The following is a 24,934-nucleotide window of genomic DNA, read 5'->3' on the forward strand; positions in this document are numbered from 1 at the left end:
TCTTGGGCACGATTTGACCCATTGCGACGCCGGGACCTCATGGTGAAGATGGAAGCGGGGATTTGCCGGGTTCGCAAGGCGCGCCCGCAGATCCTGTTGGCCATGCTGATGGCCGTTCACGGACAGGGAGCAGTCGCGCAGGAAAAGGGAGACAATCTGCAGACGCTGAGCCAGGATCCGGCGCAATGGGTGATGCCCGCCAAGAACTATGCGAGCACCCGCTACAGCGAACTTGACCAGATTGATACGGAGAATGTCGATCAGTTGCAATTGGCCTGGTCGTTTTCCAACGGCGTCAATCGAGGGCAGGAATCGATCCCGCTGGTTGTCGACGGCACCCTTTATATCGTTGGCCCGTTTCCCAACAACCTCTTTGCCCTAGACGCGACCACCGGCGATCTCAAATGGACCTATTCGCCGCCAACGCAGAAGGCGGCTCAAGGGGTAGCTTGCTGCGACGTCGTCAATCGCGGCGCAGCCTACAGCAACGGACGGATTTTCTATAACACGTTGGACAACAACACGGTAGCGGTCGATGCCAAGACCGGCAAGGAAGTATGGCACAGGAAGCTCGGGGAGATCAATCAGGGCCAGACGATGACGATGGCCCCCCTGGTCGTGAAGGGGAAGGTTCTCGTCGGCAATAGTGGCGGCGAGATGGGCGTTCGCGGGTGGCTGACGGCGCTCGACGAGAACACCGGCGAAATAATTTGGCGCGCCTACCACACCGGCTCCGACGCGGACGTTCTGATTGGCGACGATTTTCAGGCGCCGTACGACTGGATGAGAGGAAAAGATCTCGGCATCAAGACCTGGCCTGCCGATCGCTGGCGCATCGGCGGCGGTACGGCGTGGGGCTGGATTTCCTACGATCCGGAGCTCGACCTGATTTTCTACGGAACCGGCAATCCCGGCCCATGGAACTCCAATCAGCGTGAGGGAGACAATCTCTGGACGACGACGATCTTCGCACGCGATCCGGATACCGGCATGGCGAAATGGGCCTATCAGACCTCACCGCACGATCTGTGGGACCACGATGGCGTCAACGAAATCCTGCTGCTCGACCTGGAGATTGACGGCAAACCTCGTAAGGTGGCGCTACGACCGGGCCGAACCGGTTACATGTACCTTCTCGACCGGACCAACGGGAAGCTGATCTCGGCCGAGCCGTTCGACACGGTGACGGCCTACAAGGGCGTCGACCTTGCTACCGGCCGGATCATTCCGAACGAGGAAAAAAAGCCATCGGTCGGTCGGCTGGTGCAGGACGTCTGCCCGGCGCCGCCGGGAGCCAAAGATTGGCAGCCGACCGCCTGGTCGCCGCGGACGCAGTTGCTCTACGTTCCGCACCAGCATCTTTGCGCGAACCTGAAAATGTCCGAGGTCGGCTATATCGCTGGCACGCCGTATCTCGGCGCTACTGCGGACATGTATGCCGGGCCAGGGGACGGATACAGGGGCGAGTTCATGGCCTGGGATCCTGTCAAGCAGAAGAAGGTGTGGGCGATCCAGGAAAAGTTTCCCGTGTGGTCCGGCACTACAGTCACGGCCGGTGATATCGCGTTCTACGGCACGATGGATCGCTGGTTTAAGGCCGTGAACGCCAAGACCGGCGAAGTGCTGTGGAAGTTCCGCGCTCCTTCGGGCTTCATCGGTCAGCCCTCTACATACCAGGGGTCGGATGGACGGCAATACGTCGCGATCCTATCCGGCGTCGGCGGCTGGGCCGGTGCGCTCGCGGTGGCGGAGATCGATCCGCGGGTACGCAACGGGGCACTGGGCTTTGTGGGAGCGACCCAGGATCTACCAGCTTACACGACCGGCGGCAGCACGCTCTTGGTGTTCGCGCTGCCGGAGCAACCGGGTGCGGCGGCCGGGCGGAAGTCCGGCGGCGCCGATCCAGCCGCGAAAGCAGCCGAATCGGCACCTGGTTCCGAAACCAAGGAAGCCAGCGGTGCGTCGCCGAACGCGTCACCTGACAAGTCGGACGACACCGACACCGGATTGGCGGAGGCGGTCAGCGGCCCGGCGTCTGCCGATGCACCACCAAGCGTCGCACCGCGCAGCGAGAACCCCAAGGGTCCCGTAGGGGAGGAATTCAATGCGCCCGCGGACTAGCTTGCGCGATATCGTCTGCTGCCTCACGGCCTTCGCCGCAGTTGTTGCGCCAGCTTTTGCGCAGTCGCCGGCGGAGGAGGGGAGTGGAACATTGCGTGTCTGTGCCGACCCTAACAATCTTCCTTTTTCCGATCGCAACGGCAAGGGATTCGAGAACAAACTGGCCGAGCTGGTCGCCGACGATATCGGCATGGCCGTTTCTTATAAGTGGTGGGCGCAGCGGCGTGGGTTCATCCGCAATACGTTGAAGGCCGGAACGTGCGACGTCATTATGGGGGTGCCGGCGCTCGACATGATCGGCCTCACCCGCAGCTACTACAGCTCCACCTATGTGCTCGTTAGCCGCGTCGACAAGGGATACGAATTCAGCTCGCTACAGGCGCCGGAATTACGCGACCTGAAGATCGGGGTGCACTTGATTGGAGACGATGGCGCGAACACCCCGGCGGTGCAGGTCCTCGGCGATCTGGGTATCGTCGAGAATGTCGTCGGCTACCCGATCTATGGCGACTACCGCGAGGATTCGCCGCCCCTGCGCGTCTTGAAGGACGTCGTAGATGGGAAGATCGACATGGCCATCGTCTGGGGGCCACTGGCTGGATATTTCGCGAAGACGACTGCCGCGCCACTGAAGGTCACTCCGATCACCGGAGCCGAGGCATTTCTGCCTTTCGTCTTTCAGTTCTCGATCGCCATGGGTGTCCGCAAGGACGATCAAGCTTTGCAAAGCAAATTGAACGAGGTGATCTCACGAAAACGCCCCGAAATCGAAGCGATTCTCGATGAATATGGTGTGCCCCGGCTATGACAAGCAACAGGCCATCATGTCCCCATGGGAGTGGAACGGAGGCTGGGATGGAGACCCAAAAGACGGGAAAGTGGACCGCGTGTCCCGCTGGCAAGACTTTCGCCGGGGTTGCGCTGGCAATCTTGGCCGGCCTCGATAGCGGTCATGCGCAGGAAAAAGCGGAACTTCCATCCCTCGAGCAGGATCTGGGCCGGTTTGGAGGGAGCGGCGAAATCGCGCGGGTCCCGGTGACGAAGCTGTTCCCCGGCGACGTAGCGGCGGGGCCCGACAATGTCAGCCCCGTCGAAAACGATCCCGCCGCCGTTGAAAGGGGAATGCTCTACTTCAACCAGTTTAATTGCGTCGGGTGCCACGCAGCCAACGGAGCGGGAGGGATGGGTCCGTCGTTGAGCAATGCGTCCTTCACTTACGGAGACAAACCGGAACAGATCTTCCTGACCATTCTACAGGGTCGCCCGAATGGCATGCCGACGTTCGGTGGCATGCTTCCAGATGAGGTTATCTGGGATCTGGTCGCCTACATCGGACAGATCAGCAAAGAGCCGTCCGGGGAATGGGGCAAGACCACCTCGGTCGACGGCTTCAAAATCGAACAGGTTCCGGCGGAATACCTGTCGACGAGCGACCCTTGGGAATACAAGACACCCTTCAGCTACGGTCAGAAGCCCTATGAGAAGACCAAGGGTGCGCCTTCGCTGGAGTCGCCGGCCGCCGGGGCGCCACCGAAATGATGGGCGGCGGCGAAAGGGTGAGGTGGCGCGGCGCGTTCCTGGCGGCGGGAGTGGGCGTCCTGGGGGGGACGGCGGGCGCCGCAGCGCAGACGCCCATGTCTTACCTTCGTTCGTTCGGGCCGAAGGGGGAGGTCACCGTCACGCTGATGTGGGGGCTGCTCGCCCTATCCATTGGCGTCGTGGTCATCATCAGCATCCTCGTCCTGTTCGGAGCGCTTCGGCGACGAAGCTTTCCTGCCTTTCGCCCAGGCGAGGTTCTTCCGGTCACGCGATCGCCGGGTGGACTGGGATGGATCTATTTCGGAATCGCTCTTACCACCACGATCCTCATCGGCCTGACGGTATGGACTGTGGCGGTGATGGCGGCGATCGAGGAGCCTGCCGAGGAGCCCCGCTTCACGATTGAAATCACCGGGCAGCAATGGTGGTGGGAGGCACGCTATCTGGACAGGGAGAATCCCTTCCGCGAATTCGAGACCGCCAATGAGTTGCATATCCCCGTCGGCGAGCCGGTACGCATAAAGCTCCGAACCAAAGACGTGATCCACTCATTCTGGGTCCCCGCGCTCGGCGGCAAGACGGATCTCATCCCCGGTCAGGTCAACACGACATGGCTCCAGGCCGACCATGCAGGCGTTTACCGCGGCCAGTGCGGGGAATATTGCGGGGCCCAGCACGCGAAGATGGCGTTGAAGGTCTTCGCCGACGAGCCGTCGCAGTTCGCGGCGTGGTGGAACGGGCAATTAAAGCCGGCAGAAACCCCGCCCGAGGGACAGACGGTGGTACGATCCGGTGCGGAGCGGTTCCGATTGCGTTGCGGCGCCTGTCACGCAGTTCGGGGCACTCTGGCAGGCGGCGACCTTGGGCCGGACCTGACGCATCTGATGAGCCGGACCTCGATCGCGGCGGTCACGCTGCCGAACACGGTGGGCGACCTCTCTGGCTGGATCGCCGACCCGCAACACATCAAGCCGAAAAGCAAAATGCCCAAACTGGAACTTTCGGGGCCCGAGCTTGCAGCCATTCGAAGCTATCTGCTGACCCTCGAATGAAGGAACCCGCCGTGACCGTTGCACCCTACGTGAAGGCGCCGAGGACAGAGACCGTCAACCCCGCACTGGAGCGCAAGCTGCAGGCGCTCTGGGAAACCAAGCCGGGCCTCTTGGGCTGGATTTCGACCGTCGATCACAAGGAAATAGGCATTCGCTACATCGTGACGGCCTTCGCCTTTCTGGTGACGGGGGGCATCGAGGCCTTGATCATGCGGGTTCAGCTGGCGCAGCCCGAACAGCGGTGGTTGGGCCCCGAAGCGTATAACCAGCTGTTTTCGATGCACGGTATCACGATGATCTTCCTCTACGCGTTGCCGGTGCTGTCCGGCTTCAGCAACTATCTCTTTCCGCTGCTGCTCGGCAGTCGCGACATGGCGTTCCCCCGACTCAACGCGTTTTCGTACTGGATCTATCTCGCCTCGGGCCTTTTCCTTTACGCGAGCTTTCTCGTCGGGGCGGCGCCGAACGACGGCTGGTTCAACTATGCCCCCTATTCGCTTCGGCCGTACAATCCTGGGCTGAACATGGATTTCTACGCCCTCGGGATGATTTTCCTCGGGATTTCGACGACAGTGGGAGCGGCGAACTTCATCGTTACCGTCATGCGCACTCGTGCTCCCGGCATGGCGATCCACCGGCTACCCGTGATGATCTGGGGAACCACAACCATCTCGGTCGGCATCCTCTTGGCAACGCCGGCGGTCAGCCTGGCCTTCTTCCTGCTTTGGATGGATCGCCAGTTCGGCACCCATTTTTACGACCTCGCTGGTGGCGGCAAGCCATTGCTCTGGCAGCACCTCTTCTGGCTGTTCGCGCATCCCTGGGTCTACATCATCGTGCTCCCGGCGATGGGCATGGTGTCGGAGGGGCTGCCGGTGTTCTGCCGGCGGACCCTCGTCGCCTATCCGCTGGTAATCCTCGCCACCATCACCACAATGGCGCTGGGCTTCGGGGTTTGGGCACACCACATGTTCGCGACTGGAATTCCGTTCCTGGCCAGCAGCTATTTCAGCGGCGCGTCGTTCATTATTACCATCCCCAGCGCGGTGGCCGTGTTCGCCTGGATTGCGACGATCTGGAGCGGACGCGTCGTGGTTGGGAGCGCGTTCCTCTACTTCGCCGGGTTCATCTCGATGTTCGTCATCGGCGGCGTCTCGGGCGTCATGACGGCGTCGGTTCCCGCCGACCTCCAACTCACCGATACCTATTTCGTGGTGGCGCATATCCATTACGTACTGATTGGCATCAACCTATTCGGAGTTCTCGGCGGGCTGCACTACTGGTTCCCGAAGATGACCGGTCGCCTGCTGGACGAGCGGCTGGGCCGCTGGACATTCTGGACGATCTTTTTCGGCTTCAATCTGGCCTTCCTCCCGATGCACTGGACCGGCCTCCTCGGCATGCCCCGGCGCGTCTACACCTATCCCGCCGACGTCGGCTGGACCACAGTCAACATGATATCCACGGCCGGGGCGTTTATCCTCGCGCTCGGTATACTTCTGCTACTGATTAATGTGGCCGTCAGCCGGCGCCGCGGCGCTGTCGCAGGACCTAATCCCTGGGATGCACCGTCGCTCGAGTGGGCGACATCCTCGCCACCGCCCCCCTACAACTTTGCGGTCATCCCGTCGGTTAAGAGCCGTCATCCGCTGTGGGAGGAGGGTCTCGGCGAAGGTAGCGGCCGCTCCTCCATACAGCGGGGGCTGGCCCTCAACGACGGCAAGGAAACCATCGGAACCACGGTGATCGATGCGCGACCCGATGTCGTCCTCAAGATGCCCGAGGACGATCCTTGGCCATTTCTGGTGACCATCGCTCTGACGGTTGGATTCACCGCCCTGCTTCTGCACTGGTGGTGGGTCGGGGTGGCCGCCGGTGTCGCCGTCATCGGCTGTACGGTCAGCTGGCTATGGCCGCGGGCGGATCTTGGACAGACATCAGGAGCGACCTATGAATGAGATCGTTCTTGACCCGGGCGGCACAGCGGACACAAAGCCCCTGCCGGTCGGCAGCGTGGGGCATCGCGCGTCTGGATGGTGGGGCATGATGACCTTGATTCTCACCGAAGGGCTCCTGTTCGCCTATCTTTTGTTCACCTACTTCTATCTTGCCGCCAACTCCGACGGAAACTGGTTGCCGGACGAGTTGCCCTCTTTCAAGCTGTCTGGCCCGAATACGTTGATCCTGATCGCCAGCAGTGTGGCGGTCTGGTTTGGTGAGCGAGGTGCCAAAAGGGGTTCGCGAGCCCAACTTGTCATTGGGTTGGCCGTAGGCTTTTCCTTGGGCACTGTGTTTACGGGGATTCAGATCAAGGAGTGGATCGACAAGCCGTTTTCCCTCGCCGCTCATTCCTATGGGTCGACTTATTTTACGATAACCGGTTTCCACATGGCCCATGTCGCGGCGGGGTTGTTGATGCTCGGTGTTCTGACGCTGTGGTCGGTGATGGGTTATTTCGACCGTCGACGCCTAGCGCCGGTCTCGATCGGAGCGGTCTACTGGCATTTTGTCGACGTAGTCTGGCTGGCGGTGTTCTTCACCTTCTATGTCACGCCATATCTGAGGTGACCTATGACTGACCGGCAATTGGAAGCTATCGGCCAGGAGGATACCGCACGGCGACATCCCGGCGGCGGTGGGCCAGCGGTCATGCTTGCCGCCGCTCCGGGTCTATGGATACTGCAATTGCTCGCGGGCTCGGCGATCGCGAGCTCCGCGTGCGGCGCGGGGGACGGCCCCCCGCTTGCTGCTTCGGGTAACGGCTGGGCGTATCCTGCGCTTGTCGGAATTAATCTCGGCGCGCTGCTGCTCGCCTTGCTGGCACTGTCACTGTCCCAGGTCCGCCTGCGCCGGACTGAAAGAGCGCCGAGCCCAGGCGATGACGAAATGGGGACAAACGGGCCAACGCGCTTTCTTTTGGGATGGGCGCTTGGGACGAGTGTCCTGTTCGCGGTGGCGATCGGTGTCAACACGATCGGAATATTCTGGGTGGGCCTATGCGGCGCAAACTGACGAGATCGGTTCGGTTGGCGGTGAGCGTGGGCGTCGTTGTCACGCTCGCCGCATGCCAGGACTCCGGCGCTAAGAATCGTGCGGCCGCAATCGGTGACGCTGACGTTGGCGCCACTTTGATCGGGCGGTATGGCTGCGGCAGCTGTCATGAAATCCCCGGAATCGAGAATGCCCGCGGTCTGGTGGGGCCGCCGCTGGACCATATGGGGCGGCGAATTTATCTAGCTGGAATGCTGCCCAACACGCCCGCTAATATGGTGCAATGGCTCCGTGACCCCCAGGCCATCGTTCCCGGCAACGCTATGCCCGATATGGGATTGAGCCGACGGGAGGCCGCGGACATCGCTGCTTATCTGTTCAAGCTCGATTAACCAGGGCTCCGCCAATCGGAATCCAGCGGTGCTTCCGCAACTCCATGAGCGAGGTCCCCATGGATGGTCTCGTCCAGTCGGGTAAGCGCAGATTGGCGCGGATGTCGGCCGGCGGCGAAGCCCGACTCTCGCTCAGAGCATGGTTTTGGGTCTGCTGAAATTATGGTGTCAAGGCGTTTTTGCGTGTTCACGAAACTTTGGAACGCCCGCGCCAGGCGAGTCCTTCCGGGCGGGGGTGGATCCGAGAATCGCGGCGGGCCAACCGCCCTCTTTCAGGTTTTAGCGATGGTGAAGATGAGGGATGCAGATCCTGTCTACCTTTGTGAGAAATGACGGTTGGAGCAGATGCTTCCGTGCATGGCCGCTGATATTTGGCGTAATGCTCTTGTGCGGGCTCTGGCTGGGTCCACTCACCGAACTTAGCGGCCGCGTCTTCTCGCTCCATATGATTCTGCATTTGGCGACGGTCTCTATCGCCGCGCCGCTCATCGCGATTGGATTATCTCGGATCGGTTTGGGGCTACAGACGGTCCGGCCGGGAATCAAACCCGCGATCGCCGCCTCAGCCTTCGACATGTTCATGATTTCGGTCTGGCATGCCCCTGCGCTACATGAGGCCGCGGCGCGTCACACAGGGGTCTTCGTATTCCAACAAGTGAGCTTTCTGACGGGGGCTCTCTTGGTCTGGGCGATCAGCTTCGCAGGCCGGGCCAGGGGTAATGCCGCGATTGGGGCCTTCGCACTCCTGGCCACCTTCATGCACATGACGATGCTGGGTGTGCTGATCGCCCTTGCGCCCGACCTAATTTATGCCCCAGATGTATGCATCGGCGCCTTCGGTCTCGATCCATTGCGGGACCAGAAGTTGGGTGGGGTATTGATGGCCGTCTTCGGCGGATTTTCATATCTCGTTGGGGGTCTGGTGCTGATGCGGAGACTCATCGGCGACCGGGAAACAGCGTCGACCTAACGCCTGCGCCAGAAAAGCCTTCAAGGTCTCATTCCATTGACTTGCGCCAGTCTCGGCGACTCCGGATGGCCGGCCCGGCGGCCATCGTGAGCGGCGCGGTGGAAAACGCCTGCCCCATGGCCGTCGTGAGAACATTTAGCGCAAAACTGGTCGTCGAATTAAGAAGAAACGGTGAACCGCCCCGGCTTTCCCGGAGACTGTTTGGTTTGAATCCTACGCGGCGATCGGCAGAGCCTTGCAGATCGGCTCGACCCCATAGACATCACGATGATCGTCGATGAACGCCGTCATCGTCGGAATGGGCGGTCGAGCTCCGCCTTCGGCAGGCGGGAGATGCCATGACGTTGCAGGCAGCGATGCAGCGACGAGCGCGTCAGATGCGGGATGGCGTCCTTCAAAGCGACGTAGACGTCGTCCAGCGGCAGGCGGGCCTGGGCGCGCAGCGCCACGATCGCGGCCTCCTCAATCACTGAAAGGACGGAGCTACGTCGCTCCTTCGGGCCCGTCGGCTCGTCCTCGACTCTCGCGCGCGATCGCCATTTCCTCACGGTCTTCTCGTTGATCCCGAAGCGCCTCGCGAGCTCCGCGGACGAAGCTTGCGATCGCTGTAGCTCCGCTCGCACCGAGTGCGTGGTCTTGACGCTCCCGTGAAGAACCTGGCCCATAGTGCGTCCCTCTCAGACGGCGACAACGATACGCCATCACACCGCGGGACAAAACAACTAGCTGGTCAGCAACCTCACCGCGTCGCGGGCAATGACGATTTCCTCGTCGGTGCGGATCAGCAGGATCTCGACGCGACTGTCCGGCGCATCGATCCGCTCCACCGCGGCCGAATTGCGGTCCGGATCGACCGCAAGTCCGAGCCAGGCGAGGTGCCGGCACACGGCGTCGCGAATGCCGGGCTGGTTCTCGCCGATCCCGCCGGTGAAGACTAGGCGGTCGAGGCCGCCGAGGCTCGTCGCCATCACGGCGACCTCTCGCGCGACACTGCGGACGAAAAGCGCCACCGCCTCGCGGGCTTGCGGCGTGTCGGCTTTGAAAAGCTCGCGGATATCCCCGGACAGTTCCGAGACGCCGAACAGCCCCGATCTGTAATAGAGCAGATGTTCGATGGCCTCGGGCGTAAAGCCCTTGGCCTTGAGCAGATAGAGGATGACGCCCGGATCGAGCGAGCCGCACCGGGTCGCCATGACGGCGCCATCGAGGACCGAGAATCCCATGGTGGTGTCGACGCTCTGGCCCTTCTCCAGGGCGCACAAGCTGACGCCGGCCCCCAGATGCGCGACGACCGTCTTCGTCGCGGCGGTGCCAGGCCAGCGTTCCTCCAGCCGATGGGCGATGTAATCGTAGGACAGGCCGTGAAAGCCGTATTTGCGGATGCCCTCCGTTTCAAGCCGGCGGGGCAGCGCGTAGCGGGCGGCTTCCGGCAGGATGGTGCTGTGAAACGCGGTGTCGAAGGACGCGGTCTGGCGAAGATGCGGCCGAAGACCTGCGATCGCGCGTACCGGCCTCAGCCCCAGTGGCTGGTGCAGCGGAGCAAGCGGCATGAATTCCTCGATCGCGGTGATCGCCTCGGTGGTGAGCCGTTCCGGGCCGGTAAAAGCAGTGCCGCCATGAACGATGCGATGGCCCACGGCGGCGAGAGGGTCCGGCTGCGCCAAATTCTCCGCCCAGGCGAGAAGGCGTTCGTAGGCGGCGTCCGGATCCGCTCCGGCAACGGTCTCGTCCAACGCCGTGCCGCCATCGGCATCGCGGGCCACGAGCCGGATGCCATCCTCGGAGCTTTTGATCTGCCCACTTGCCATCATTGACGGCCAACCGGTCCGTCCCGCGTGATGCAGTCCGAATTTCACGCTCGACGAGCCTGCGTTAATGCTCAAGATCACGTCGGCCATCGCTCCCCCTCCAACGCGACAACGCTTCGACGCGCTCAGCTCGCGTCGGTAGTCGTGGATGGCCACGTCCAGTCGCGGATCTCGGGCATGTCCTCGCCATTCTCCACAATATAGGCGCGATGGGCGGAGAGCCGCTCGCTGAACCGCGCGACAGCCCGTTCTCCGGCCGCTCCGCCGCGGTCCGGCAGCCGCGCGATAGCGGCGATCGCGAGATGGAAGCGATCCAGCTGGTTGAGTACCACCATATCGAAGGGCGTCGTCGTCGTGCCTTCCTCCTGATAGCCGTGAACGTGAATGTTGTCGTGATTGGCGCGCTTATAGGTGAGCCGGTGGATGAGATAGGGATAGCCGTGATAGGCGAAGATCACCGGCCGGTCGCGGGTGAACAGCGCGTCGAAGGTCGCATCGTCGACGCCGTGCGGGTGCCGCTCGCGCGGCTGCAGTGTCATCAGGTCGACGACGTTGATGAAACGGATCGTCAGCTCCGGCAGGGCCTCGCGCAAGAGGGCGGTGGCGGCCAGCGCCTCGATGGTCGGCACGTCGCCGGCGGCTGCCATGACGATGTCGGGCGTTTGATCCGCGGAGACGTGGCTTGCGAAGGGCCAGGCGGAGATCCCCGCGTCGCAATGCGCCTTGGCTTCCTCCATAGTCAGCCATTGCGGCGCCGGCGCCTTGCCGGCGACGATGACGTTCACGCGGTCATAGGTCGCGAGGCAGTGGTCGGCGACGCATAGGAGCGTGTTGGCGTCGGGCGGGAAATATAGCCGGACGACATCGGCCTTCTTGTTGGCGACAAGGTCGACGAAGCCTGGATCCTGATGGCTGAAGCCGTTGTGATCCTGCTGCCAGACATGCGAGGTCAGAAGATAGTTCAGCGATGCGATCGGCGCCCGCCATTCCAGCTTGCGCGAGACCTCCAGCCATTTGGCGTGCTGGTTGAACATGGAATCGACGATATGGACGAAGGCCTCGTAGCAGGCGAACAGCCCGTGCCGGCCGGTGAGGAGATAGCCTTCCAGCCAGCCCTGGCAGAGATGCTCGCTGAGGATTTCCATGACGCGGCCCTCGCGGGCGAGATGCACGTCATAGGGTTCTGTCCGCTCCATCCAGACCCGCTCGGTGACCTCGAACACCGCGTCGAGACGGTTCGAGGAAGCCTCGTCCGGACTGATCAGGCGAAAGTTCCGCGCGTCGCGGTTGCGCACCATGAGATCGCGCAGATAGCGGCCCAGCACCCGCGTCGCTTCGCCTTGAACGCCGCCGGGCCGCGGCACGTCGACGGCGAAATCGCCAACATCCGGCCGGTCGAGATCGACCTTGAGCCGACCACCGTTGGCGACCGGGTTGGCGCCCATCCGCCGCTCGCCGACCGGGGCAAGGGCAGCGAGGTCGGGCAACAGCGTGCCGTCCTCGGCAAAGAGCTCCGCCGGCCGGTAGGATCGCATCCAGTCTTCCAGAATCCGCCGGTGGTCGGGATTGTCATGGACGCCGGCGACCGGCACTTGGTGGGCCCGCCAGAAGCCTTCGACCTTCTTGCCACCGACCTCCTTCGGCCCGGTCCAGCCCTTGGGGGACCTGAGCACGATCATCGGCCAGTCGGGGCGCCCGGTGGCCTTGCCGGACCGGGCTTCCGCCTGGATCTCGGCGATGCGCGAAAAGGCCCGGTCAAAGGCGGCGGCCATCTTGCGATGCATGTCGGCCGGCTTATCACCCTCGACGAAGATGGGATCGTGGCCATAACCTTCGAACAGGCAGGCCAATTCGTCGTCGCCCATGCGGCCGAGCACGGTCGGATTGGCGATCTTGTAGCCGTTGAGATGCAGGATCGGCAGCACCGCGCCGTCGCTCGCGGGATTGAGGAACTTGTTCGAGTGCCAGGAGGCGGCGAGCGCCCCGGTCTCCGCCTCGCCGTCGCCGATCACGCAGGCGGCGATCAGGTCGGGATTGTCAAAGACGGCGCCATAGGCGTGGGCAAGGGCATAGCCGAGTTCGCCGCCCTCATGGATCGAGCCCGGCGTCTCCGGCGCGGCATGGCTGGGAATTCCGCCGGGAAACGAAAACTGCCGGAACAGCTTCCGCATTCCGTCGGCACTTTGGGGAATATCCGGGTAGACTTCGGAATAGACGCCTTCGAGCCAGGTGTTCGCGACCATTCCCGGACCGCCGTGACCGGGACCGCAGACATAGAGCACGGAGACGTCCCGCTCCCGGATCACGCGGTTGAGATGGGCATAGACGAAGTTGAGACCGGGCGTTGTGCCCCAATGGCCAAGCAGGCGACGCTTGAGGTGCTCGGGCCGCAGAGGCTCGTGCAGCAGCGGATTGTCGACCAGATAGATCTGGCCGACCGACAGATAGTTCGCCGCTCGCCAGTAGCGATCGAGAACGTCGAGTTCAGCGTCGGTCATCACAGCAAATCTTCCACTTTGGGGTCGCGATCAATGCGACATCAGGACGGGAACGGTCATATGCCGCAGGACGTGGCGCGTCACACCGCCGAACAGCATCTCCCGGACTCTGGAATGGCCGAAGCAGCCCATCACCAGCAAGTCCGAGCCGTCGTCGGCGAGGCGCGACAGGATATCGTCGGCGACCGAGATCGTGTCGCTGAAGGAGGTTGCCGCCTCCGCCTTGATGCCGTGCCTTGCCAGGGTGACGGCGAGGTCGTCCGCCGCTGCCAGGCCGGTGTGGGACCGATCCTCGCTGGGGTCGATGGCCAGCACGCGGACATGGCTTGCGTCTTTCAGGATCGGCAAGGCGTCGAAGGTCGCTCGTGCCGCCTCACGGGTGGCGTTCCAGGTCAGCAGAACCCGTTCGCCGATACGGTTGAACCGGCCGGCATAGGGGATAAGCAGAACCGGCCGCCCCGATCCCATGACCAGATCGACCAGGATATTGCCGCCGCCCCATTCGGCGTCGCGCGCCTGCCCAGCGATGACGAGGTCCCCACACATGGCGTGCCGGTTGAAGACACGCTGCTGATTCGGGCTGGTGGCCTCGTCACGACGCCACTCGTTCCTGACCCCGGCCAAGCGCGTCCTCTCCGCGAAGATGCGTTCGATCGCCTCGGCTTCCGCCTGCATCGAGCGGCGGTTCTCCTCGAAGAATTCCACCGGAACCTCCGCCGGGGTCATGCCACCGGCGTAGTTCGAAAAGCTGGGAATCACATGCAGTCCGACCAGATGCGCGTCATGGCGCTCCGCCAGCGGGACTGCGACGTCCAGAAGCGCTTCAGTGCGATCCTTCGACCCCAGACAGACAAGTATCGTCTTGAACATTGCGAATTCTCCAACATTGCGACAGGCAGGGTCCGGGTCGTGGCCGGCCCCGGCTCGCCCTCCTGTATAGCCGTCCGCCCACGGGGCTCCTTGATCTCGCGCAAACGACGTCTTTAGGCACGGCGGGGAGCCCTGCGGATATCGTATCCTTCACCGCAAGATGCGGCGACCGGACCGGCAAGGGGACATTGACGTGGCGCAAGGCGGCGCCGCGACAGCGTGACAGACTCAAGACCTCGCGGTTTTCTCGGTGAAACGCGCGGCCGGCGGGATGACGATCATCAAAAAAGGGAGGTTTAGGATGGAAAATCATGTGCCGTTCAGGGACCGGGCGACAGCTGGTCACCTGCTTGCCGACCGGCTGGCCCGCCTGGAACTCGCCGATCCAGTGGTCCTCGCCTTGCCCCGGGGCGGTGTGCCGGTCGGCCTGGAGATCGCCCGTCGGCTGAATGCCCCGCTCGATCTCCTGATGGTGCGCAAGATCGGCGTGCCATGGCAGCCCGAACTCGCCGCGGCGGCCGTAGTGGACGGCTGTGACCCAGATTACGTTTTCAACGACGACGTCATGGCGCTGGCGGGGCTCGACGCGGCGAAAATGAAGCCCATCGCGGAACGGGAGCTCGCCGAGATCGAACGCCGCCGAACGGCCTATCTTGCCGGTCGAGCGCCGATCTCGACCGCCGGCCGGACCGTTATCCTCGTCGATGATGGTATCGCCACAGGCGCAAGCGTGCGGGCGGCCCTTATCGCCCTGCGCCGACGGGGAGGCAAGCGTCTGATTCTGGCGGTGCCTGTCGCGCCGCGGCAGACACTGGACGCGCTGCAGCCGCTCGTCGACGATCTGGTCTGCCTGGCAACGCCCGAGCCGTTTTATGCCATCGGTCTTCATTATTTGGATTTTCACCAGGTCGGCGACGGCGAGGTTGTTGCGATGCTGGATTCCGCTCGCCTTGGCGCGGATACCGCCAACGAGGGCGCGGCCGGCGGAACGTAAAGCGATCGCGGCCCCAGATCGAAGGACGCCGATCGGTCTCATCAGGTGGCGACCGTCGGCAACCCCCGGCTTCGGTGGTCTGCCCTCCGTATGTCCGGCTGCGGCGAGCAAGGGATCACTGTCGGCATGGCGAACGTCCGGTCGTTCCGTTCGCAGTGCATGACGAACACGTCTTACGTGGTGGCCGGCCTTACCGAGACGATCTTGAAGGTCCGCAAACCCAGACCGGGCTCATCGATGGAGACATACTCGCCTTCGCGGAAGACGTGCTGGGCAAAACGGTAACCGGGCTCGTCGTCCTCGTCGGCCTCGTAATCATAGTCGAAGACCCATTCGCCGTTGCGATAGCTGAGGGCTCCGAGCGCCGTGCGCTCGCCATCCCAGAAGCGGGTGACGGCGAAGCGCTCCGGGGCTGTCTGCCAGGCTTCAGGGTCGAGATGACCGTCCGGCGTCAGCGCCGCCGTGAATTCGTAGCCTCGATGCGCGTTGCCCTCGGGGTTTTCGCGATCGCGCGCCATTTCCATGCGGATGTGGTTCAGATTCATGACGGGTCATTTCTCCTGGAGTCGGAACGGGCAAAGGCGCTATTCCTGGATGCTTTCGATATAGGCGATGATCGCCGCGGTCTGGACCGGCGTCGCCATGAATTCGGGCATGTCCGGATGACCGGTAACGATGCCTTCGACGAATGCCTCGCCAAGCGCTTCGATGGGATAGCGCTCGGACAGCGTGCGAAATTCCGGTGCGTCGGGATGGGAGCTCTTGTCGGCTTTGCCGATGCCATGGCAGCGAATGCAATTGTCCTCGACCAGCGCCAGTCCGTGGGCGATCTCGTCCTTTTGCTGTCCGGAGGCAAAAGCGGGCACGAGCATAACGGCTGCCAGAGCGGTGGCGCACGCCAGTCCTGATCTCCATCGCATCTCAATCTCTCCCAATCCCGATCTGTCGACACCCACGTTAGCGGCGCCGAAGGTCCCTGATCTTGATACGGATCAAACCGGCGAGATATCTCGCCGCCGGATCAGGACGAGATCGCGAGCCTGGGCGCATCGTCGCGCGGGCCGGCGAACCGCGTGTCGGCTAATTCGATCAGGTCGAGACGCTGCGGGTGAGGGGTTAAAATGCGCTGATGGGAAAGTAACGCAGAAGCAGTTCCGAGAAGTGTTTCTTCTCGACAATCTGGCCGATGGCGTAGTCGATCGAACGGGCCAGGGCGCGGTCACCGGGCGCGACGGCGATGGCGAGACCTTCACCGAGGAAGCGGTCCGACAGATAGGGGCCGCCCGAGAACACGCAGCAATCGGCCGCAGTCTCGCTTTCAAGCCAGAAGGACAGGCCGACGCCGTCTCCGAAAAACGCATCGACCTCACCCTTCTTCATGGCTTCCAGGCCCTCGGCGCGTGTAGCGAAATAGCGTCGTTCGGCGGCAGGAAAAAATGCCCCCAACATCGCTGCGTGGGCGCTGCCTTCTTCTACTCCTATGCTCTTGCCAGCCGTTGCTTCGGCGACCGGTTCACGCAGTTTGCGATCCTTGCGAGTGACGAAGCGGGCGGGATAGCGAAAATACGGCTCGGTGAAGGCGAGTTCCTGACGCGTGGTGGGCGTCATCGCGAGACCGACCACGATGGCGTCGCCGTCGCCGCGCTTTAACGCAGGCACGAGGTCCTCGAAAGCCATCGCCTCGATCTGACAACGCGACAGCACGCCCAACTCATCGCAGATCGCGCGGACGAGATCGACGTGGAAGCCGGCGAGCCGTCCCCGCGGATCGAGGAAGTTAAAGGGTGGGTAGTCGGTCGTGGTCAGGAAACGAATCCGGGGGCGACCGTCCAACTGCGGCTTCGTCATCCGCTGGCGCTGATCGAAGAAGTTGGGTGTCGAGACGGTCTCGGCTGCGACCTTCCTTGAATAGGGAGCGCCGAGGCCCACCCCCAGCGCCAGAATGAAAACAAGAAGCAACCGGAGCGAGAACTTTTCTCTCATAAGTTAGTTTCCCAAACGTAAGCGCTCGCTCAAGATGAAAGCGGGCGCCGTCACTGCCGAAGATCGCAAGCGTGCGCCGCGAATTCGAGCGGATGGCCCGATTGCGCGACGATCCTTTGCAACTCCCGGCGGCGTTCGCCGCCGAACCCTCCGTCCGTGCGACGCGGCTATGCGAGGACGGAGAACAATCTCCGATCCCTTTCCCGCTGTCGCTCAAAACGGCGGCGACCGCAAGGCATCCGCGACAAGGGCTGTGCGGGGATGTGCTCGCGGCGCTTGGCCTCGACGACGCGACGATCACGGCCGCGCGATCTGCGGCTGCGCGAAACGGCACGGATCTCTTGGCTGAAATCGTTGCCAGCGGGGCCGCCGATGCGCGGACTGCCGCCGCCGCCACGGCCGACGTGCTTGATCTTCCTTTTGACGGGATAGCCCCGGGCGACCGGATCATCGCCGCCGAGCGTTGCAAGCCGGTGGCCTTGCCGCGCCTCGTCAAGACCTGCGACGATGAGCTGAGGACGAAGCTGTTCCTGCTGCCAAAGCTGGAAGGTCTCGATCGGACTGCGGATTTCCTGTGGCGCCGACCCGAGATGAAAGACAGGGCGCGGGTCACCACGGAGGCAGAAATAAAGTCGGCCATGGCGCGGCAGAGCGAACGTCAGCGTCTCGATGCCGCCGTCCTCAGTCTTGCGGCCAAGCAGCCTCGCCAGTCGGCACGCACCGTTCTGGAGGCGGGCCAAGCGATCGGCCTCATGCTGGCATTTGGCCTGTTGCTTTGGGCCTTGTTCATGGCTCCTGGGACGACGTTTGCGATTCTTCATCCCCTTGCCGGCGTGCTTTTCGCCGCCTGTCTCACCCTCCGGCTCACCGCCGCGGTCGACCGGCAGCTCCCCATAGACGCGCAAGTAACTTTGCGGCCATCCGAGCCGCCGCCGCTCTATTCTGTCCTCGTGGCACTCTATCACGAAGCAGCGGTTGTCGATCGTCTGGTGAGGGCCTTGAGCGAACTCGACTGGCCGGCGAGCCGGATCGAGGTCAAGCTGATCTGCGAGGGCGACGACGCGGCGACGATTCGTGCGGTCGAGCGCGCCATTGCCGGTCGTCCGCAATTCGAGATGGTCGTGGTTCCTCCCTGTGAACCGCGCACGAAGCCGAAGGCGCTCAACTATGCGCTGCCGCTCACGGCGGGGGAGTTCCTGGTGCTCTATGACGCCGAGGATGAACCGGATCCGGGCCAGTTGCGTGAGGCATTCCGGCGTTTCCGCAGCGGGAAAGCCAATCTCGTGTGCCTGCAGGCGCCGCTCGTCGTGCGCAATGGGGCGGATAATTGGCTGGCCGGCATATTCGCGCTCGAATACGCGGCGCTGTTCCGCCGGTTTCTGCCCTGGCTCGCCGGTCATGGCTTCCCGGTCCCGCTCGGGGGTACATCGAACCATTTCATCCGCAGTCGCCTGGTCGAGATCGGGGGGTGGGATTCCCACAACGTCACGGAAGACGCCGATCTCGGCATGCGATTCTACCGCGCCGGCTACCGGGTCGAGACGCTGTCGTGCCCGACAATGGAAGATGCACCCGAGCGCTGGGCGGTCTGGCACCGGCAGCGAACCCGCTGGACGAAGGGGTGGGCGCAGACCTGGCTGGTCCATGTGCGCCAGCCGGGCGTGCTCTGTCGGCAGATTGGCCTGCGCAACTTCGTCGTCTTCCAGTTGCTTTTCGTCGGGATGCTGGCCTCGGCGCTGGCCCATCCCGTGTTTCTCGCCCTTGCGATCCTGGCTCTCGTGAACTTCGCGAGCAATGGACTTTCGAACGCTTATCAGGGACTCGTCTTCGGGCTCGACCTGTTCAACGCGGTCGGCGGCTATGCCGCGTTCATCGCCCTGTCGATCGGCGCCCTCGACGCAAGGGAGCGGGGTGGCCTGGTCAAGTATTATCCGCTTCTCTACCTTTATTGGCTGTTGATCGCCGTCGCCGCGCTGCGAGCCCTCGGGCAGCTCGTCAGCGCACCGCACCTTTGGGAAAAGACTCCGCACGATATCCGCTCGCGCGCCGATCCGCGTGACGCGCGTTATCGACTCGAACCGCATTTCGGTGAGGATTGAGCGCCGCGATCCTGGCGCAGAACGAGGAAAAGTGAGAACCGGTTTTTCGCCAGCATTCCGCGCTCGCTGACTGGGCTCGATCCATTCCATGACCCCGGATCGGTTCGACCCGATTGCGCCCTGATCGAGCGATTGGAGAAGCCAGATGCTATCGCCAGATACCGCGGCGCTTTCGCCTCGCCTCGGCCTCGGCGTCCTCATACGGGCCACCCGCGAGCGCTTGCGCCCAGCCATTGCGTACGACCCACTCGCCGATGTCGTCACCGCGAATGGTGCAGGCGCTTTCGACCGTCTCTCGCGCCTGCCCGAAATCCCCCGGCACTTCGCAGCGGACCGAACGGGACCGCAGATAGCCTCGCAGCGCCGTTCGGGCTCGCATCCCGCAAGGCCACTCGCCGGCATCCGTTCCGCATGTTCCATCGAGAGGAAGCGGTGCGACACCCGTCAGGACGATAGTGCCGTCGCCGATTTTCAGATGGGCCGCGTCGATCGCGACCGGGCGAGGGAGCAGCACTTGCCGCGTGTCCCTCGGCGTCTCGTCAGCCTCGACCGCAGGCGTCGACAGGGGCGGGCGCGGCGGCAGGCGGGCGAAGGCAGCGCCGGTGGGCCGGCCGCGGGTAAAGCCCCCAGGCGTCACGTCGCGGTCAGGCAGGGGGGCGGGCGACGGCCTCGAATTAGCGACACGATCTGCGGGCTCTGGCTCGTGCCCGACCGTGACGCTGCCTGCCCGGGGTTGCCGTTGTGCGCTGAGCTCACTGGCTTCGTGCTCGCCGAGCGGAGAGAGACGGACAAGAAACATGACCAGGACGATCAGAGCCGTTGCGATCAGTAGCGCGCGAATCATGTCGGGCGGCGGGTAGCCACCGGCCGGCCCGCAGGTGAGAGCAACGCGGACCGGCTCACTGGCTGGCCCAGAGAATCCGCGCCATCCATTCGATCTGATCGACCGTGAAATGGAGGTCAGGATAGTCGGGGTTGACCGAGCCGAGTTCGATGCTGCGGCTGGTGCGTCGTTGCAGGATCTTCGCCATCACTTCGCCGTCACGGGTTCGCACGACGACCCGGTCGCCGCGGCGAACCGACGAACTCGGCGAGACGATGACGACGTCGCCGTCGCGATAAAGCGGCATCATCGAATGTCCGGACACTTCCAGCGCATAGACAGCCTCGTCGCTGGTCGTCGGCAGGGAAATCTCGTCCCAGCCCTGGCCGACCGGAAAGCCGGCATCATCGAAATAGCCGCCTGTGCCCGCTTGGGCGAAGCCGAGCAACGGTACGTTGGCGGTTCTGCGCATGGACAAGAGCGCGTCCCCGCCGCCGCGTACCAGCGCCATGAATTCCTCCAGGCTCGTGCCGGTCGCCTGGATGACCTTGGAAAGGGATTCCGTCGACGGCCAGCGCGGTCGGCCGTCTCCGGCGTTTCGCTTCGACTTGTTGAAGGTGGTCGGATCGAGGCCCGCGCGCCGCGCAAGCCCCGAGGCCGACATCCGGTTGCGGGCGGCGAGGGCATCGATGGCGGCCCAGATCCGGTCATGCGAAAACATCGTGCGGGACTCGTGGCAACGGCGCAGAAGGAATATATACCTCTAACGCTCATAGAGTGCCGAGCAGGTCTTGTCCATATCGCAACGTCAAATTTCACTGGGGAATTGCGAGGCTGTCCGGAAGCGGAGAGAAATCGCGCGACGAAATGTCAGGCCGGAACCACACCTTGGCTATGGTATTCCTACAATAGGTTTTCTCTATGACCGACCGGTTCAATCCGTCAGCGGCGAGAGGGCGCGGGATTGAGCAACAGGATGGATCGGCGGATGGACAGCAAATTTATGGCACATACCAGCGACGAGATGCGGCGCCGGGCCAGTGAACCTGGTCGGGGCCGCGATGCCGCCGGACCGTTTTCGATCCCCTGGAAAGGCTGGAAGGACATTCTTCTCAGGCTCTACCACTCCTTCTGGGAGGACCGGGTGATGCTGATCGCGGCCGGGGCGACCTTCTATCTGCTTCTCGCGCTGTTTCCGGCCTTCGCGGTGTTCGTCTCGCTCTACGGTTACGTCAACGACCCGGCGACGATTAGCGAACACATCGCCTTTGCTGGCCGTTTCTTGCCGCAGGCGGGGACCGAACTCCTCCAGGCGCAACTCGACAACCTCGTCAATCAGGATCCGGCCTCGTTATCGATCGGCTTCATCTTCGGCTCCCTGTTCGCCTTATGGAGTGCCAACAACGGCATCAAGACCCTGTTCGAGGCGATGAACGTGGCCTACGGCGAAAGCGAGCGGCGCAGCTTTATCAAACTCAACCTGATCGCGCTCTGCTTCACTCTCGGCGCGATCTTCATCGGCATCGTTCTGATCACGATGGTCGGCGTGGTTCCGGCGGTCATGGCCTTGTTCGGTTTGCGCGGCTTTACCGAAACCCTGATCGCCTCACTGAGATGGCCGGTCGTCTTCGTGCTTATCGTGGTCGCGATCGCCCTGATCTATCGTTATGGACCGAGCCGCAATCGCGCCCGATGGAGCTGGGTGCTGTTCGGCGCCGTGCTGGCGGCGGTCGTCTGGGTCGCCGCCTCGATCGGCTTTTCCTGGTATCTCCAGAACTTCGCCAACTACAACGCGATGTACGGCTCGCTCGGCGCCGTGATCGGCTTCATGATGTGGGTCTGGATCTCCTCGCTGATCTTTATCATCGGCGCGGAGATCAATGCCGAGATGGAGCATCAGACGGCTCAGGACACGACCAAGCCGCCGGCCAAACCCATCGGAACCCGCGGCGCGCGCGTGGCGGACACGGTCGGTCAGAGCGCGCGGCGCAATCCCGATCCAACCGCCGAGAAGCGTGGGTTTTTCGCTTGATCGACCCGATCGGCATCGACGGACGGGATGGCGTGCCGCGCGTCTGTTGAGAAGAGCCTGTCCAGCGTCCGCGGGCGGTGCGTGGAAGTCGCCCGATCGTTGGATTCGTCGCAAACCAGACGGAGGCCGCCCATCTGGCGGTGTACCCGCGGCAAGGCTCAGTTGTCGGGGAGTTTCCCATCTCCCGGCACCGGGAAACCCGGCGCCGTTTGAGCTCCATCGCCCGGAGGCATCATGTCAGTCAGCTTTTTCGAGCTTTTCAAGATCGGGATCGGCCCCTCGTCCTCGCATACGGTCGGGCCGATGTGGGCGGCGAGGCGCTACCTCGACCGTCTCGACGATCGCGGTTTGAAGAGTTCGGTGGCGCGGATCATCGTGAAACTCTACGGCTCCCTGGCACTGACCGGAAAGGGTCACGGCACCGACAAGGCGGTGATGCTCGGCCTCGCCGGGCTGAAGCCGGACACGCTCGATCCGGACGACGCAGAGGACCTGTTTGCCTATATAGGCGAGAAAGGCGAATTGCAGCTCGATCGGGGGCAGCGCATTGCCTTTCGCGAGGGCGCGGAGCTGCTGCTGCTCAAGCGCGAGCGGCTGCCACATCATCCCAATGGCATGCGTTTTTCCGCCTTCGACGTGACGGGGGCGGAGATCGACGCAGCCGACTATTATTCCGTCGGTGGCGGTTTCGTGATGTCGGCCGAAGACGCCGCCGGTGAAGCGCCGGTCCTGACCAACGCGCGGACGCCCTATGAATTCGGCACCGCCGACCGGCTTCTGAAAATCTGCGAAGCCGAAGGCCTGTCGATCGCTGAACTGGTGCTCGCCAACGAGGAAACCTGGCGCTCTCGATCAGAGGTCCGCGACGGCATTCTCGCCATCCGCGACGTCATGTTCGACTCTATCGAACGCGGCTGCCGCATGGAAGGGATTCTGCCCGGTGGCCTCAAGGTGCGCCGGCGCGCCAGGCAGCTTCACAGTGAACTCCTGAAACGTCCGGAAAGGGCGTTGCGGGACCCGCTTACGACGCTCGATTGGGTCAATCTCTACGCGCTCGCCGTCAACGAGGAGAACGCCGCCGGCGGCCGTGTCGTCACTGCCCCGACCAATGGGGCCGCCGGCGTCATTCCGGCGGTCCTCGCCTATTATGAGCGCTTCGTTCACGGCGCGTCCGACGATGGGGTCGTCGACTTCATGGCGACGGCCGCGGCAATCGGGGCGCTCTACAAACAGAACGCCTCGATCTCGGCGGCGGAAATGGGCTGCCAGGGAGAGGTGGGCGTCGCCTGCTCGATGGCCGCGGGGGCCCTTTGCGCTGTCCTCGGCGGAACGCCACCGCAGGTCGAGAACGCCGCCGAGATCGCCATGGAGCACAATCTCGGGCTGACTTGCGATCCGATCGGCGGGCTCGTCCAGATTCCCTGCATCGAGCGCAACACCATGGGCGCGGTGAAGGCGATCAACGCCGCGCGGCTGGCGCTCAAGGGCGACGGCACGCATTTCGTCTCGCTAGACAGCGTCATCGAGACCATGCGCCAGACCGGCGTCGACATGAGCGAAAAATACAAGGAGACCGCGCTCGGCGGACTTGCGGTGAACGTCACGCTCTGCTGAGCGTCATGCGCTGCCTGTCCGCGGCAGCACGCGCCACCGACAGACAACCGCAGTTCGAGACGTCAGCCTTGGCGACCGACGAAGCTCTTGTAGATGAAGCCGCGCTTGCCGTCGGCGGACACCTCGCACCACATCTTGCAACCGATGATTTCGACGGAGCGTCCTTTTGGCAGCACCGCGACGACCTTGGCGCCGTTATCGGGCTTGGCCCGCATGTTGACAGCCACCTTGACCTTCGCTGTCGACTTGGTCTCCGGCTTGGTAGGCGTCGTGGCCGACTGGTCGGAATCCTCCTCGTTGGCGGCGTCGTCTGGGGGCGTCGCCAACAAGGCGATCTCCGCCGCGTCGTAGCCTGCCGTCGGCTCGCTGACCGGGCTAGCGGGATGGATAGTCGGAATCGCCCAACGCGCCGTATCAGGCGTTCCATCTGCGCCGACTGGCGCACTGACGATCGGACGCTGGCCGACGAAGGACGTGATACTTCCAGTTGTCAAAAGATCCGCCGGCATGTCGGCGACGGCGTCGCCCGGGGCCGAAGGCAGACGCAGGGCAAGCGCGACGGCCACCGGGTCCGCCGCGGACGCTGCGCTGGCCGGCAGGTCTTCGGTGGTTGGACGAAGCCTCGCATCGGTATCGGTCACGGGGATCGGCTCGACCCCCACCTCTGCCGAGGTTTCCAGCGTCGCCACCTGCGTGTCGCTGGCGTCAGACGTCATCGCCGCCTCGACGGGCGTGCGCGCGGCCAAGGCCGTCGTCGCGCTTTCCGGCGCTGGTGCGCGAGCGGTCATCGCCACCGGACCGTTGGAGGCGGCATCGCCGCCGGAAGACATGGCCAGCAGCGCGACCGCGCCGACAGTTGCCGCCGACACGAGTGTCATCATTAGATACGCAGCGACCGGTCGGCGCCGCAGACCCTCGACCGAATTACCTGGTTCCCAGCGGCTCGGCCTGTTTTGCGGCAGCCCCGCCCTCGGCTTGCGACGTGAGAAAAAGCGCGCGAAACCTGCGCCTTCACGCGTTTCATCTTGCGCCTGCTCATAGTTGGTCCGGCGCTCCGCGAGCCGTTTCAACAGCTCGGCCTCGCTCGCGCGTCCCCCGCCTTGCAATCCATCCCCTGTCGTCATCGAGACGTCTCCTTGCCGACCCCC

Annotated in this window: 21 protein-coding genes, 1 pseudogene and 1 other annotated feature; of the genes and pseudogenes, 12 read left to right on the forward strand and 10 right to left on the reverse strand. The window is 63.4% G+C overall.

Annotated features, from left to right (window positions below; all coding sequences use genetic code 11):
- Nucleotides 1–39: 39 nt before the first annotated feature.
- The 8 genes from ING15_RS14455 (at nucleotide 40) to ING15_RS14490 (ending at nucleotide 9,065) form a co-directional block, all read left to right on the forward strand.
- Nucleotides 40–2,121, forward strand: coding sequence for a PQQ-dependent dehydrogenase, methanol/ethanol family (locus ING15_RS14455; RefSeq protein WP_408628700.1), 2,082 nt, complete (start codon nucleotides 40–42; stop codon nucleotides 2,119–2,121).
- A 1-nt stretch (nucleotide 2,122) separates the two neighbouring features.
- Nucleotides 2,123–2,929: a substrate-binding domain-containing protein gene (locus ING15_RS14460; protein WP_232845780.1), complete on the forward strand. Its 807-nt coding sequence runs from the start codon at nucleotides 2,123–2,125 to the stop codon at nucleotides 2,927–2,929.
- Nucleotides 2,930–2,976: 47 nt separating this feature from the next.
- Complete coding sequence (locus tag ING15_RS14465) at nucleotides 2,977–3,660, forward strand: c-type cytochrome (RefSeq protein WP_206455544.1); 684 nt, start codon at nucleotides 2,977–2,979, stop codon at nucleotides 3,658–3,660.
- Nucleotides 3,657–4,712 carry a cytochrome c oxidase subunit II gene (gene coxB, locus ING15_RS14470; protein ID WP_232845781.1) on the forward strand — a complete coding sequence of 352 codons (1,056 nt, stop codon included), beginning with the start codon at nucleotides 3,657–3,659 and terminating at the stop codon, nucleotides 4,710–4,712. Before ING15_RS14465 ends, coxB begins: the two co-directional genes overlap by 4 nt.
- Nucleotides 4,709–6,670 carry a cytochrome c oxidase subunit I gene (ctaD, locus tag ING15_RS14475; RefSeq protein WP_206455545.1) on the forward strand — a complete coding sequence of 654 codons (1,962 nt, stop codon included), beginning with the start codon at nucleotides 4,709–4,711 and terminating at the stop codon, nucleotides 6,668–6,670. The genes coxB and ctaD overlap by 4 nt, the downstream gene beginning before the upstream one ends.
- Nucleotides 6,663–7,280 (forward strand): cytochrome c oxidase subunit 3, encoded by a 618-nt coding sequence (locus tag ING15_RS14480; RefSeq protein WP_206455546.1) that lies wholly within the window; start codon nucleotides 6,663–6,665, stop codon nucleotides 7,278–7,280. Before ctaD ends, ING15_RS14480 begins: the two co-directional genes overlap by 8 nt.
- 464 nt (nucleotides 7,281–7,744) lie before the next feature.
- On the forward strand, nucleotides 7,745–8,095 hold the full coding sequence (locus tag ING15_RS14485; RefSeq protein WP_332873838.1) for a c-type cytochrome: 351 nt from the start codon (nucleotides 7,745–7,747) through the stop codon (nucleotides 8,093–8,095).
- Nucleotides 8,096–8,396: 301 nt separating this feature from the next.
- A complete protein-coding gene (locus ING15_RS14490) occupies nucleotides 8,397–9,065 on the forward strand; it encodes a cytochrome c oxidase assembly protein (protein WP_206455548.1) in 669 nt (222 codons plus the stop codon).
- Nucleotides 9,066–9,281: 216 nt separating this feature from the next.
- Nucleotides 9,282–9,394: a sequence feature (AL1L pseudoknot), on the reverse strand.
- On the opposite strand, the pseudogene ING15_RS14495 reads toward ING15_RS14490, so the two are convergent.
- From ING15_RS14495 to ING15_RS14510, 4 genes and pseudogenes are all read right to left on the reverse strand, one after another.
- Nucleotides 9,365–9,730 (reverse strand): annotated as a pseudogene (locus ING15_RS14495) (IS481 family transposase); the annotation flags it as partial. It overlaps the preceding feature by 30 nt.
- Nucleotides 9,731–9,787: 57 nt before the next feature.
- Nucleotides 9,788–10,963 (reverse strand): acetate/propionate family kinase, encoded by a 1,176-nt coding sequence (locus tag ING15_RS14500; protein WP_206455549.1) that lies wholly within the window; start codon nucleotides 10,961–10,963, stop codon nucleotides 9,788–9,790.
- 35 nt (nucleotides 10,964–10,998) lie between these two features.
- Entirely contained in the window at nucleotides 10,999–13,371 is a 2,373-nt protein-coding gene (locus tag ING15_RS14505) for a phosphoketolase family protein (RefSeq protein WP_206455550.1), read from the reverse strand.
- Between the two features lie 30 nt (nucleotides 13,372–13,401).
- Nucleotides 13,402–14,241: a universal stress protein gene (locus ING15_RS14510; RefSeq protein WP_206455551.1), complete on the reverse strand. Its 840-nt coding sequence runs from the start codon at nucleotides 14,239–14,241 to the stop codon at nucleotides 13,402–13,404.
- Between the two features lie 301 nt (nucleotides 14,242–14,542).
- Here ING15_RS14510 and ING15_RS14515 point away from each other — a divergent pair, with 301 nt between their 5' ends.
- Entirely contained in the window at nucleotides 14,543–15,235 is a 693-nt protein-coding gene (locus ING15_RS14515; RefSeq protein WP_210348904.1) for a phosphoribosyltransferase, read from the forward strand.
- Nucleotides 15,236–15,408: 173 nt separating this feature from the next.
- Here the strand turns inward: ING15_RS14515 and ING15_RS14520 are convergent, their stop codons facing one another.
- The 3 genes from ING15_RS14520 to ING15_RS14530 form a co-directional block, all read right to left on the reverse strand.
- Nucleotides 15,409–15,780: a hypothetical protein gene (locus ING15_RS14520; protein ID WP_206455552.1), complete on the reverse strand. Its 372-nt coding sequence runs from the start codon at nucleotides 15,778–15,780 to the stop codon at nucleotides 15,409–15,411.
- Between the two features lie 39 nt (nucleotides 15,781–15,819).
- Complete coding sequence (locus ING15_RS14525) at nucleotides 15,820–16,107, reverse strand: c-type cytochrome (RefSeq protein WP_206455553.1); 288 nt, start codon at nucleotides 16,105–16,107, stop codon at nucleotides 15,820–15,822.
- Nucleotides 16,108–16,351: 244 nt separating this feature from the next.
- Entirely contained in the window at nucleotides 16,352–17,218 is an 867-nt protein-coding gene (locus ING15_RS14530; RefSeq protein WP_206455554.1) for a transporter substrate-binding domain-containing protein, read from the reverse strand.
- A 341-nt stretch (nucleotides 17,219–17,559) separates the two neighbouring features.
- Between ING15_RS14530 and ING15_RS14535 the strand changes: the two genes are divergently transcribed.
- Nucleotides 17,560–19,317 (forward strand): glycosyltransferase family 2 protein, encoded by a 1,758-nt coding sequence (locus ING15_RS14535; RefSeq protein WP_206455555.1) that lies wholly within the window; start codon nucleotides 17,560–17,562, stop codon nucleotides 19,315–19,317.
- A gap of 148 nt (nucleotides 19,318–19,465) precedes the next feature.
- On the opposite strand, the gene ING15_RS14540 is transcribed toward ING15_RS14535, so the two are convergent.
- Together ING15_RS14540 and ING15_RS14545 are read right to left on the reverse strand one after the other, a co-directional pair.
- The gene (locus ING15_RS14540; RefSeq protein WP_206455556.1) at nucleotides 19,466–20,161 is read right to left on the reverse strand and encodes a thermonuclease family protein; all 696 of its coding nucleotides are present in this window, start codon (nucleotides 20,159–20,161) and stop codon (nucleotides 19,466–19,468) included.
- 55 nt (nucleotides 20,162–20,216) lie between these two features.
- Nucleotides 20,217–20,861, reverse strand: coding sequence for a S24 family peptidase (locus ING15_RS14545; RefSeq protein ID WP_206455557.1), 645 nt, complete (start codon nucleotides 20,859–20,861; stop codon nucleotides 20,217–20,219).
- Between the two features lie 267 nt (nucleotides 20,862–21,128).
- Here ING15_RS14545 and ING15_RS14550 point away from each other — a divergent pair, with 267 nt between their 5' ends.
- Both ING15_RS14550 and ING15_RS14555 read left to right on the forward strand, forming a co-directional pair.
- A complete protein-coding gene (locus tag ING15_RS14550; RefSeq protein WP_232845783.1) occupies nucleotides 21,129–22,172 on the forward strand; it encodes a YihY/virulence factor BrkB family protein in 1,044 nt (347 codons plus the stop codon).
- A gap of 234 nt (nucleotides 22,173–22,406) precedes the next feature.
- On the forward strand, nucleotides 22,407–23,786 hold the full coding sequence (locus tag ING15_RS14555) for an L-serine ammonia-lyase (RefSeq protein ID WP_206455558.1): 1,380 nt from the start codon (nucleotides 22,407–22,409) through the stop codon (nucleotides 23,784–23,786).
- Between the two features lie 62 nt (nucleotides 23,787–23,848).
- Here ING15_RS14555 and ING15_RS14560 read toward each other — a convergent pair whose 3' ends face one another.
- The gene (locus tag ING15_RS14560; protein WP_206455559.1) at nucleotides 23,849–24,910 is read right to left on the reverse strand and encodes an SH3 domain-containing protein; all 1,062 of its coding nucleotides are present in this window, start codon (nucleotides 24,908–24,910) and stop codon (nucleotides 23,849–23,851) included.
- Nucleotides 24,911–24,934: the final 24 nt, after the last annotated feature.

The organism is Aurantimonas marina, from assembly GCF_017183135.1.
Lineage (GTDB): Bacteria > Pseudomonadota > Alphaproteobacteria > Rhizobiales > Rhizobiaceae > Aurantimonas > Aurantimonas marina.

Coding starts and splice junctions, on each gene's coding strand:
- ING15_RS14455 (WP_408628700.1), top strand. CDS start 40: ATGGTGAAGATGGAAGCGGGGATTTGCCGGGTTCGCAAGGCGCGCCCG.
- ING15_RS14465 (WP_206455544.1), top strand. CDS start 2,977: ATGGAGACCCAAAAGACGGGAAAGTGGACCGCGTGTCCCGCTGGCAAG.
- coxB (WP_232845781.1), top strand. CDS start 3,657: ATGATGGGCGGCGGCGAAAGGGTGAGGTGGCGCGGCGCGTTCCTGGCG.
- ctaD (WP_206455545.1), top strand. CDS start 4,709: ATGAAGGAACCCGCCGTGACCGTTGCACCCTACGTGAAGGCGCCGAGG.
- ING15_RS14480 (WP_206455546.1), top strand. CDS start 6,663: ATGAATGAGATCGTTCTTGACCCGGGCGGCACAGCGGACACAAAGCCC.
- ING15_RS14490 (WP_206455548.1), top strand. CDS start 8,397: ATGCAGATCCTGTCTACCTTTGTGAGAAATGACGGTTGGAGCAGATGC.
- ING15_RS14500 (WP_206455549.1), bottom strand. CDS start 10,963: ATGGCCGACGTGATCTTGAGCATTAACGCAGGCTCGTCGAGCGTGAAA.
- ING15_RS14505 (WP_206455550.1), bottom strand. CDS start 13,371: ATGACCGACGCTGAACTCGACGTTCTCGATCGCTACTGGCGAGCGGCG.
- ING15_RS14510 (WP_206455551.1), bottom strand. CDS start 14,241: ATGTTCAAGACGATACTTGTCTGTCTGGGGTCGAAGGATCGCACTGAA.
- ING15_RS14515 (WP_210348904.1), top strand. CDS start 14,543: ATGGAAAATCATGTGCCGTTCAGGGACCGGGCGACAGCTGGTCACCTG.
- ING15_RS14520 (WP_206455552.1), bottom strand. CDS start 15,780: ATGAATCTGAACCACATCCGCATGGAAATGGCGCGCGATCGCGAAAAC.
- ING15_RS14525 (WP_206455553.1), bottom strand. CDS start 16,107: ATGCTCGTGCCCGCTTTTGCCTCCGGACAGCAAAAGGACGAGATCGCC.
- ING15_RS14530 (WP_206455554.1), bottom strand. CDS start 17,218: ATGAGAGAAAAGTTCTCGCTCCGGTTGCTTCTTGTTTTCATTCTGGCG.
- ING15_RS14540 (WP_206455556.1), bottom strand. CDS start 20,161: ATGATTCGCGCGCTACTGATCGCAACGGCTCTGATCGTCCTGGTCATG.
- ING15_RS14545 (WP_206455557.1), bottom strand. CDS start 20,861: ATGTTTTCGCATGACCGGATCTGGGCCGCCATCGATGCCCTCGCCGCC.
- ING15_RS14550 (WP_232845783.1), top strand. CDS start 21,129: ATGGACAGCAAATTTATGGCACATACCAGCGACGAGATGCGGCGCCGG.
- ING15_RS14555 (WP_206455558.1), top strand. CDS start 22,407: ATGTCAGTCAGCTTTTTCGAGCTTTTCAAGATCGGGATCGGCCCCTCG.
- ING15_RS14560 (WP_206455559.1), bottom strand. CDS start 24,910: ATGACGACAGGGGATGGATTGCAAGGCGGGGGACGCGCGAGCGAGGCC.